This window comes from Anabaenopsis elenkinii CCIBt3563, from assembly GCF_015245355.1.
GTDB classification, from domain to species: domain Bacteria; phylum Cyanobacteriota; class Cyanobacteriia; order Cyanobacteriales; family Nostocaceae; genus Anabaenopsis; species Anabaenopsis elenkinii.
The window spans coordinates 751,736-761,943 of the sequence record NZ_CP063311.1; the positions used below are offsets into that span (position 1 = coordinate 751,736).

Genomic DNA, 10,208 nt, shown 5'->3' on the forward strand with positions numbered 1-10,208 from the left:
GCGCAGCTAAAACCTACGTTGTACAGGCTGCTGAACAGATATAATCAGTGATTAATTAGCAGCCTTTACCAACCCCCACCTACAAATATTAAAAAAAATCTGGGTTAATCTCCGAAGCTAGTAACCCATAACTTGCATATGATTATACTATATAGCAAATCCGTAATAAGTCTTCTATGACCACTGGTCTAGCTTTAACAAACCTCTCTTTTCCCATTCTCACCACACCCATCAATGATATTGTTGTGGGAGTCAATGCCTCAGATACAACTCTAAATTTAAGTAATTACTTTGATGACCCTTATACAACTGGTCTAGTAGCTAATTTTCAGTTATCTAACCCATCCATAGGTAATGGAGTGATCAAAGTAGTCCTCTTTGACCAAGAAGGACTAGGCGCACCCAAAACAGTGCAAAACTTCCAGAACTATGTCAACAGTGGCAGCTATGAAAATACTATCATTCATCGTTCTAATCCTAACTTTGTCATCCAGGGTGGTGGGTTTACTGTCAATAATTTAACTCCGGGAATAGTTCCCACCAATGCACCGGTGGAAAATGAGTTTAGTGCAACTTTTAAGCTAATCAAAGCGATTAAACTAGATTAACTACGGCATCCGTCAATTCTGACTCCTCAGAAAGCACGATAGAATCATGGGTCACGGTGAAGGCAGTTGCTTGCAAAGCACGCAATAAAATATTGCGTGCGCCATTCACATCACGATAAACCTGAATTCCGCAATGTGGGCATTTAAAAATTTTGTGTCCACCTAGCTTATGGTGAACATGACCGCAGTTACCACATGTTTTTGATGTATATGATTCATTGCAAAGAACCACTATTACACCTTTTCTTTGTGCAGCTTGTTTAAGATGTTGCTCAAATTTGTAATGGGAAAGAGTCAGCATTTGCCGTACAGACTTACTGTTGATTTTGCGTTTCTTCCCGCTACGGTTTTTAATCACCATTTGACTAGAATCAAAGGTTGGTAAGTAAATTACCTTGTAGGAATTAACCAGCAAGTTAACAGCTTTGTTATGCAAATCTTTAATTAAATTCTGAATTCTTTCTCTTACACGATTAGCAGCAATACGCATCTTTCTACGTTTACGGCATCTTGTTTTGGTAGAACGGCTGATGAGATTATCAAGGTGCTGACACAATCTTTGTATGCGTCCGATGTCTCCGGTTCCAATCTCTAAGACATTCTCGCCATCAAAACCAGTTAAGAAAGTGCGATTACCGGGGTCTACTGCTATTACCCTATCACTGCCAGTAGGTACAGTTTCTTTATATTCAGGAAAGCAACCAAACCACTTACCACGACGGTAAACAATTTCTGTACCATACTCGCATTGATAGGGAATAGTTTGACCAATTGTAGTAAAACCTAAACCTTTTGTTGTGCGCGGATACCAAGTACCATTTTTGAAATTACCAACCTTGAATTGGATAGTTTGGCTTGTGGCTTTACAGCTTTTAAATTTCGCACTACCACCTTGAGTGCGAGCCTGTTTAAAAGCATCAAATGCTTCAAAACAAGCTTCTTGACGTTGATGCCCTGGTAAGGTTTTCACCCATGGCGGTACATCCATTTTTTGAGCTATTTTATCTAACTCTTCAGCAGATATCTTGACTTGTTTTTCTTGGCTAGTTTTTTTATCAATAATTACTCTGACTTGAGTATCGTAATTATTGTGAAGATAACTGATACATTGATTGAAGTAATAACGATAAGCAGCAAGCCAACGCTTCCAAACTCGATGTAATTCCTTGCTAGGAAATAGCCTGATTTTCAATACACTGTTCGGTAACTGCTTTGTCGATTCCTTGTGACGCGACTTCTTTTTGTAAGTCTTCTTTGATGCTTGACTTGTATTTTCTAAGCCCGTATAACCTGCTAGAGAAACAGTGGATGATCGACAGCATATCTTGTACGAGTTCCTGTTCTGGACTGAGCTTGCGGTCATTGAGAACCACGAGTTCACACTCAAATTTTGTGCATAACCACCTAACCAATTCAAATCCGAATCGGACAAGTCGGTCAGGATGGGCAACGACAATACGTTGGATATCGCCGTCGATGATTCGTTCCAGAATTGCGAGGAATTTTTTCCGTTTAAAATTGAGTCCGCTTCCAACTTCTGAAATAATTTCAGCCTCTGGGTATCTTGTGCGTAAGTGTTCAAGTTGTCGTTGCAAATCATCTTGCTGGGAATGAGTCGATACTCGTCCATAGCAAATAGTTTTAATTGTCCTGGGTATTCCGCCGATTTTTTCGACTTCTTCGAGGATGAACCGCCTTTGACCGCCTGGTGTACGGATTGCTCTCAGTTTGCCTTCGTTTTCCCATCTCCTGAGACTGGAGACATGGACACCAAGGATTTTAGCTGCTTCCTTGGGAGTGACATGTTGCATCAAAGCCTCATTAAATCAACTACTTTTAGTCTAGCGGGATTTAGTAAGATTTACTCTGTTTAAGCAAATAATTTACAATTAGTTACACGTCCACAGCGGTCTAATGTGCGGGGAACCATCGCCATGGCAAAACTAGGTAATAACCCCAACAGCGCCACCAGTCAATGGTTTTTCAACTTAGAGGATAATTCCAGTAATCTTAACAATCAAAATGGTGGTTTTACAGTCTTTGGTCAAGTCTCTTCTGGCAATGACTTAAATACAATTGATGCGATCGCAGCAGTGCCAATTTATAACGCTAGTGGATTTCACCCAGCCTGGAGTGATCTTCCTCTCATTTTAGATGACCCGGCACAACCTGAGATTAACAGGGACGATAATTTTATCCGTTATAGTAACATTACAATTCTACAAGAGGAAGAAATACAGTATACCATAGTTAGCAACTCCCGACCGGATTTAGTCACTGCTAACATTAACGGACAGCAACTTTTACTCGATTATCTTCCAGAGCAAACTGGGACAGCAGATATTTCCCTTCGTGCGACTAACTTGTTTGGTGAGTTTGTAGAATATAAATTTTCTGTCACAGTGTTACCCAATTCTCAAGGCGTAACTCTAGCGATCGCCCCCACTAACGCCTTACAACCAGAAGGGAACGAAGGACTCACCCCCTTCACCTTTACAGTGATCCGCACAGGAGACACCAATGTTACCAGCACAGTTAACTGGGCGGTTACAGGTACAGGTGAAAACCCTGCTAACGCCGCAGACTTTGCAGGTGGAGTATTCCCATCAGGTACTGTCACCTTTGCAGCAGGGGAAACATCTCAAGTAATTACGGTGAATGTACAAGGTGATACGGAAGTAGAACCAGACGAAACCTTTACCGTTACCCTCTCTAACCCCAGCAACGCCACTATTACCACTGCTACTGCTACGGGGACAATTCTCGATGATGATACACCACCGGCGGAGGGCGATCGCCAACAAATCACATCATTAAATAATTTAACTGCTACCCCTGGCGGTAATGTATCTATTCCCCTGTTCTATAACACCTCCACAGGTAATAATACCGTGACTGGTATTAGTCTAAGGCTGCACTACAACTCTAATGAACTCACCTTCCAAAATGCAGAAAACCTTTTTGATAAGGATCTATTTGTCAACGTAGACAACCTAGCTGATAGTGGTGACTTTGACAACAACCCGAATACTGACAAGTTTATCCAATTTGGTTATGCTGACTCTGAAGGTAACTGGCCTAACCAACCCCTACCGTTAAAATTAGGGGACTTTAACTTTACCACCACTGGGAACTTTGAAGGAACTCAACTTAATGTGACTTCCGATAATTTAGCCCCTGGTTATAGCCTAGAAACAGACCCGATTTTTGTCCGGAAGCAAGCATGGAATCTAGATATTGACGGAGATGGAGAAATCAAAGCCCTTTCCGATGGGATTATGATAGTGCGTTATCTGTTTGGTCCTACTGCTTTCCCCGGTGAGAAATTAATTGAAGGTGCGATCGCTCCTAACGCTACTCGCAACCTAGCAGAAATTCAAGCCTACTTACAACAAGGAGTAGACAACAAATACCTAGATATTGACGGAAATGGTCAAATCAATGCACTTTCCGATGGGATTATGATAGTACGCCATATATTTGGTACTTTCCCCGATGAACAATTAACTGAAGGTGCGATCGCCCCGGACGCAACTAGGGATTTAACCCAGATACAAGCATATTTAACTCAGTTCAGCACTTTAATATAGATACCTTCTGACGGTTGACTGTCAACAGTCAACAGTCAACTCCAAACCTACCCCCGAATGACTGTGATATTTCTCCCCTGGGGACTCAGAGCTATTTCCGTGGTAGTGCGATCGCTAATGGGCGGTAAGTTAGGGCGACGGTCAAATATTACTAACCATCCCGCATCTGTTGATGATTTTGACTGCTTTCACAGTTGCTTGGGGTTTAAGAGTCTTTGGGAATCATCTCCAAGGTAGCTGGGATCTCCGCTGGCGGCGATCGCTGTTTTTGTTTCTTTTTCCCCCATTGTTAATTTTTATGACGGCGATCGCTGTCTTATTCATGGGACCCCAAGGAAAAATGGGGGGCGCACATACTGGCTGGTTAAGTTATGAACTAGCATTAATTTATCTAGCTTTTTTGGCGATTGTATGTATTACCCTAGCTGTTCAGGGTTGGCAATCTGTGGAGTCCGCCCGGAAATCTCCCTTAATTAATTTGCAGGGTAAACAAGTTAGATTATTGAATACAGACGCGCCATTTGCTGGTCAAATTGGCTTTTGGCATCCAGAATTAGTAGTTAGTCAAGGATTACTGCAAACCCTCACCCCCGCCCATGTAGATAGTGTGTTAGCACATGAACAAGGACACTACCATTACCGCGACACATTTTGGTTTTTCTGGCTGGGTTGGATACGCGCTTGTACAAGTTGGTTACCTCATACAGATATGTTATGGGAAGAACTCTTAGCTCTGCGGGAATTACGGGCTGATAGCTACGCAGCCTCCCAGGTAGACCCTTTGCTTTTGGCAGAGTCATTAATGATGGTAGTAACTAGCATCAGTGTATCATCGCCTATTTGCTGTGCAGCTTTAGGAGCTAATACAGGTAATCGCTTAGAACAGAGAATAGAGGCTTTATTGTCACCACCAGAACCCACACCAGAAATCAATTACCACACCTGGAATAGGTTCATTTTAGCATTGATCCCATTATTAACAGTGCTATTTCATACCTAAAATCGCCGACACACTCCAACAGCGCAGCTAAAACCTACGTTGTACAGGCTGCTGAACAGATATAATCAGTGATTAATTAGCAGCCTTTACCAACCCCCACCTACAAATATTAAAAAAAATCTGGGTTAATCTCCGAAGCTAGTAACCCATAACTTGCATATGATTATACTATATAGCAAATCCGTAATAAGTCTTCTATGACCACTGGTCTAGCTTTAACAAACCTCTCTTTTCCCATTCTCACCACACCCATCAATGATATTGTTGTGGGAGTCAATGCCTCAGATACAACTCTAAATTTAAGTAATTACTTTGATGACCCTTATACAACTGGTCTAGTAGCTAATTTTCAGTTATCTAACCCATCCATAGGTAATGGAGTGATCAAAGTAGTCCTCTTTGACCAAGAAGGACTAGGCGCACCCAAAACAGTGCAAAACTTCCAGAACTATGTCAACAGTGGCAGCTATGAAAATACTATCATTCATCGTTCTAATCCTAACTTTGTCATCCAGGGTGGTGGGTTTACTGTCAATAATTTAACTCCGGGAATAGTTCCCACCAATGCACCGGTGGAAAATGAGTTTAGTGCAACTTTTAAGCTAATCAAAGCGATTAAACTAGATTAACTACGGCATCCGTCAATTCTGACTCCTCAGAAAGCACGATAGAATCATGGGTCACGGTGAAGGCAGTTGCTTGCAAAGCACGCAATAAAATATTGCGTGCGCCATTCACATCACGATAAACCTGAATTCCGCAATGTGGGCATTTAAAAATTTTGTGTCCACCTAGCTTATGGTGAACATGACCGCAGTTACCACATGTTTTTGATGTATATGATTCATTGCAAAGAACCACTATTACACCTTTTCTTTGTGCAGCTTGTTTAAGATGTTGCTCAAATTTGTAATGGGAAAGAGTCAGCATTTGCCGTACAGACTTACTGTTGATTTTGCGTTTCTTCCCGCTACGGTTTTTAATCACCATTTGACTAGAATCAAAGGTTGGTAAGTAAATTACCTTGTAGGAATTAACCAGCAAGTTAACAGCTTTGTTATGCAAATCTTTAATTAAATTCTGAATTCTTTCTCTTACACGATTAGCAGCAATACGCATCTTTCTACGTTTACGGCATCTTGTTTTGGTAGAACGGCTGATGAGATTATCAAGGTGCTGACACAATCTTTGTATGCGTCCGATGTCTCCGGTTCCAATCTCTAAGACATTCTCGCCATCAAAACCAGTTAAGAAAGTGCGATTACCGGGGTCTACTGCTATTACCCTATCACTGCCAGTAGGTACAGTTTCTTTATATTCAGGAAAGCAACCAAACCACTTACCACGACGGTAAACAATTTCTGTACCATACTCGCATTGATAGGGAATAGTTTGACCAATTGTAGTAAAACCTAAACCTTTCGTTGTGCGCGGATACCAAGTACCATTTTTGAAATTACCAACCTTGAATTGGATAGTTTGGCTTGTGGCTTTACAGCTTTTAAATTTCGCACTACCACCTTGAGTGCGAGCCTGTTTAAAAGCATCAAATGCTTCAAAACAAGCTTCTTGACGTTGATGCCCTGGTAAGGTTTTCACCCATGGCGGTACATCCATTTTTTGAGCTATTTTATCTAACTCTTCAGCAGATATCTTGACTTGTTTTTCTTGGCTAGTTTTTTTATCAATAATTACTCTGACTTGAGTATCGTAATTATTGTGAAGATAACTGATACATTGATTGAAGTAATAACGATAAGCAGCAAGCCAACGCTTCCAAACTCGATGTAATTCCTTGCTAGGAAATAGCCTGATTTTCAATACACTGTTCGGTAACTGCTTTGTCGATTCCTTGTGACGCGACTTCTTTTTGTAAGTCTTCTTTGATGCTTGACTTGTATTTTCTAAGCCCGTATAACCTGCTAGAGAAACAGTGGATGATCGACAGCATATCTTGTACGAGTTCCTGTTCTGGACTGAGCTTGCGGTCATTGAGAACCACGAGTTCACACTCAAATTTTGTGCATAACCACCTAACCAATTCAAATCCGAATCGGACAAGTCGGTCAGGATGGGCAACGACAATACGTTGGATATCGCCGTCGATGATTCGTTCCAGAATTGCGAGGAATTTTTTCCGTTTAAAATTGAGTCCGCTTCCAACTTCTGAAATAATTTCAGCCTCTGGGTATCTTGTGCGTAAGTGTTCAAGTTGTCGTTGCAAATCATCTTGCTGGGAATGAGTCGATACTCGTCCATAGCAAATAGTTTTAATTGTCCTGGGTATTCCGCCGATTTTTTCGACTTCTTCGAGGATGAACCGCCTTTGACCGCCTGGTGTACGGATTGCTCTCAGTTTGCCTTCGTTTTCCCATCTCCTGAGACTGGAGACATGGACACCAAGGATTTTAGCTGCTTCCTTGGGAGTGACATGTTGCATCAAAGCCTCATTAAATCAACTACTTTTAGTCTAGCGGGATTTAGTAAGATTTACTCTGTTTAAGCAAATAATTTACAATTAGTTACACGTCCACAGCGGTCTAATGTGCGGGGAACCATCGCCATGGCAAAACTAGGTAATAACCCCAACAGCGCCACCAGTCAATGGTTTTTCAACTTAGAGGATAATTCCAGTAATCTTAACAATCAAAATGGTGGTTTTACAGTCTTTGGTCAAGTCTCTTCTGGCAATGACTTAAATACAATTGATGCGATCGCAGCAGTGCCAATTTATAACGCTAGTGGATTTCACCCAGCCTGGAGTGATCTTCCTCTCATTTTAGATGACCCGGCACAACCTGAGATTAACAGGGACGATAATTTTATCCGTTATAGTAACATTACAATTCTACAAGAGGAAGAAATACAGTATACCATAGTTAGCAACTCCCGACCGGATTTAGTCACTGCTAACATTAACGGACAGCAACTTTTACTCGATTATCTTCCAGAGCAAACTGGGACAGCAGATATTTCCCTTCGTGCGACTAACTTGTTTGGTGAGTTTGTAGAATATAAATTTTCTGTCACAGTGTTACCCAATTCTCAAGGCGTAACTCTAGCGATCGCCCCCACTAACGCCTTACAACCAGAAGGGAACGAAGGACTCACCCCCTTCACCTTTACAGTGATCCGCACAGGAGACACCAATGTTACCAGCACAGTTAACTGGGCGGTTACAGGTACAGGTGAAAACCCTGCTAACGCCGCAGACTTTGCAGGTGGAGTATTCCCATCAGGTACTGTCACCTTTGCAGCAGGGGAAACATCTCAAGTAATTACGGTGAATGTACAAGGTGATACGGAAGTAGAACCAGACGAAACCTTTACCGTTACCCTCTCTAACCCCAGCAACGCCACTATTACCACTGCTACTGCTACGGGGACAATTCTCGATGATGATACACCACCGGCGGAGGGCGATCGCCAACAAATCACATCATTAAATAATTTAACTGCTACCCCTGGCGGTAATGTATCTATTCCCCTGTTCTATAACACCTCCACAGGTAATAATACCGTGACTGGTATTAGTCTAAGGCTGCACTACAACTCTAATGAACTCACCTTCCAAAATGCAGAAAACCTTTTTGATAAGGATCTATTTGTCAACGTAGACAACCTAGCTGATAGTGGTGACTTTGACAACAACCCGAATACTGACAAGTTTATCCAATTTGGTTATGCTGACTCTGAAGGTAACTGGCCTAACCAACCCCTACCGTTAAAATTAGGGGACTTTAACTTTACCACCACTGGGAACTTTGAAGGAACTCAACTTAATGTGACTTCCGATAATTTAGCCCCTGGTTATAGCCTAGAAACAGACCCGATTTTTGTCCGGAAGCAAGCATGGAATCTAGATATTGACGGAGATGGAGAAATCAAAGCCCTTTCCGATGGGATTATGATAGTGCGTTATCTGTTTGGTCCTACTGCTTTCCCCGGTGAGAAATTAATTGAAGGTGCGATCGCTCCTAACGCTACTCGCAACCTAGCAGAAATTCAAGCCTACTTACAACAAGGAGTAGACAACAAATACCTAGATATTGACGGAAATGGTCAAATCAATGCACTTTCCGATGGGATTATGATAGTACGCCATATATTTGGTACTTTCCCCGATGAACAATTAACTGAAGGTGCGATCGCCCCGGACGCAACTAGGGATTTAACCCAGATACAAGCATATTTAACTCAGTTCAGCACTTTAATATAGATACCTTCTGACGGTTGACTGTCAACAGTCAACAGTCAACTCCAAACCTACCCCCGAATGACTGTGATATTTCTCCCCTGGGGACTCAGAGCTATTTCCGTGGTAGTGCGATCGCTAATGGGCGGTAAGTTAGGGCGACGGTCAAATATTACTAACCATCCCGTATCTAAATTTAAACCTGATAAATACTTATCTAACTGTACCAATCCTTTGGGTAAGGGGTCGGCTTTACCCTGTTTCCATACCTTTAATTCCATCCCTAAGACTACATCCCCATACCTTAAACATATATCCATCCTCCCAGAGCCAATGGCGTATTCCCGCTCTAAGCTACCACCACCATTAACAACCCGGTGTAAAAATGCCATTAATACTAAATGCGGGGCTATTTCTGGGTAAGGGGTACTTTTAAATAATGGCTCTCCATGTTGTCGCCAAAAGTCTAAAAAAGTTTCTAACAGAATTTGCGGGTTTAATTCCCCTGTGGGTGTTAACCAACTAGGTTGAATCATCGGTAAACTATCTTGAGTACCCTGGGCTAACACCTTGGGGATGACCTCTTGATAAATGGGGTTAGCTACCTTTAACCCACCTTCTTTACTGCGAATCACTAAACCTAAATCTAACAGATAACGGCGATCGTCTTCCGGGGTGTTGGGTAATTCTTCCCCAGATAAAATAGGTTCAATAATCGCCTTAACTCTATCTTCTCGCAGTCGCTCGGCGAGACTATCTAAGTGGGTGTCTTGTCTTTGAATTAAGATATCTTTAGCTTGATTGATTAAATCTAC

Annotated in this window: 9 protein-coding genes and 1 pseudogene; 5 read left to right on the plus strand and 5 right to left on the minus strand. The window is 41.9% G+C overall.

Going from position 1 to position 10,208, the window contains the following annotated elements:
* The first annotated feature begins 176 nt into the window (after nucleotides 1-176).
* The gene (locus IM676_RS03440) at nucleotides 177-608 is read left to right on the plus strand and encodes a peptidylprolyl isomerase (protein WP_200988933.1); all 432 of its coding nucleotides are present in this window, start codon (nucleotides 177-179) and stop codon (nucleotides 606-608) included.
* Here IM676_RS03440 and IM676_RS03445 read toward each other — a convergent pair.
* Together IM676_RS03445 and IM676_RS03450 are read right to left on the minus strand one after the other, a co-directional pair.
* On the minus strand, nucleotides 595-1,800 hold the full coding sequence (locus tag IM676_RS03445) for an RNA-guided endonuclease InsQ/TnpB family protein (protein ID WP_200988934.1): 1,206 nt from the start codon (nucleotides 1,798-1,800) through the stop codon (nucleotides 595-597). The two genes, IM676_RS03440 and IM676_RS03445, sit on opposite strands and share 14 nt — an antisense overlap.
* A complete protein-coding gene (locus IM676_RS03450; protein WP_449657999.1) occupies nucleotides 1,778-2,422 on the minus strand; it encodes an IS607 family transposase in 645 nt (214 codons plus the stop codon). The genes IM676_RS03445 and IM676_RS03450 overlap by 23 nt, the downstream gene beginning before the upstream one ends.
* A gap of 102 nt (nucleotides 2,423-2,524) precedes the next feature.
* Between IM676_RS03450 and IM676_RS03455 the strand changes: the two genes are divergently transcribed.
* The 3 genes from IM676_RS03455 (at nucleotide 2,525) to IM676_RS03465 (ending at nucleotide 5,827) form a co-directional block, all read left to right on the plus strand.
* The gene (locus IM676_RS03455; protein ID WP_200988936.1) at nucleotides 2,525-4,198 is read left to right on the plus strand and encodes a Calx-beta domain-containing protein; all 1,674 of its coding nucleotides are present in this window, start codon (nucleotides 2,525-2,527) and stop codon (nucleotides 4,196-4,198) included.
* A gap of 172 nt (nucleotides 4,199-4,370) precedes the next feature.
* Nucleotides 4,371-5,198, plus strand: a complete 828-nt coding sequence (locus IM676_RS03460; protein WP_200988937.1) for a M56 family metallopeptidase — start codon at nucleotides 4,371-4,373, stop codon at nucleotides 5,196-5,198.
* 197 nt (nucleotides 5,199-5,395) lie between these two features.
* The gene (locus IM676_RS03465) at nucleotides 5,396-5,827 is read left to right on the plus strand and encodes a peptidylprolyl isomerase (RefSeq protein WP_200988933.1); all 432 of its coding nucleotides are present in this window, start codon (nucleotides 5,396-5,398) and stop codon (nucleotides 5,825-5,827) included.
* Here the strand turns inward: IM676_RS03465 and IM676_RS03470 are convergent.
* Complete coding sequence (locus tag IM676_RS03470; RefSeq protein ID WP_200988934.1) at nucleotides 5,814-7,019, minus strand: RNA-guided endonuclease InsQ/TnpB family protein; 1,206 nt, start codon at nucleotides 7,017-7,019, stop codon at nucleotides 5,814-5,816. The two genes, IM676_RS03465 and IM676_RS03470, sit on opposite strands and share 14 nt — an antisense overlap.
* The gene (locus IM676_RS03475; RefSeq protein ID WP_449657999.1) at nucleotides 6,997-7,641 is read right to left on the minus strand and encodes an IS607 family transposase; all 645 of its coding nucleotides are present in this window, start codon (nucleotides 7,639-7,641) and stop codon (nucleotides 6,997-6,999) included. The genes IM676_RS03470 and IM676_RS03475 overlap by 23 nt, the downstream gene beginning before the upstream one ends.
* 102 nt (nucleotides 7,642-7,743) lie before the next feature.
* On the opposite strand from IM676_RS03475, the gene IM676_RS03480 reads away from it, so the two are divergent.
* Complete coding sequence (locus tag IM676_RS03480; protein WP_200988936.1) at nucleotides 7,744-9,417, plus strand: Calx-beta domain-containing protein; 1,674 nt, start codon at nucleotides 7,744-7,746, stop codon at nucleotides 9,415-9,417.
* Between the two features lie 47 nt (nucleotides 9,418-9,464).
* Here IM676_RS03480 and IM676_RS03485 read toward each other — a convergent pair.
* A pseudogene (locus IM676_RS03485) lies at nucleotides 9,465-10,208 on the minus strand (ATP-binding protein); the annotation flags it as partial.

What these genes read in the sequence shown, in the direction of transcription:
- IM676_RS03440 (WP_200988933.1), top strand. Translation starts at nt 177, where the DNA reads ATGACCACTGGTCTAGCTTTAACAAACCTCTCTTTTCCCATTCTCACC.
- IM676_RS03460 (WP_200988937.1), top strand. Translation starts at nt 4,371, where the DNA reads ATGATTTTGACTGCTTTCACAGTTGCTTGGGGTTTAAGAGTCTTTGGG.
- IM676_RS03465 (WP_200988933.1), top strand. Translation starts at nt 5,396, where the DNA reads ATGACCACTGGTCTAGCTTTAACAAACCTCTCTTTTCCCATTCTCACC.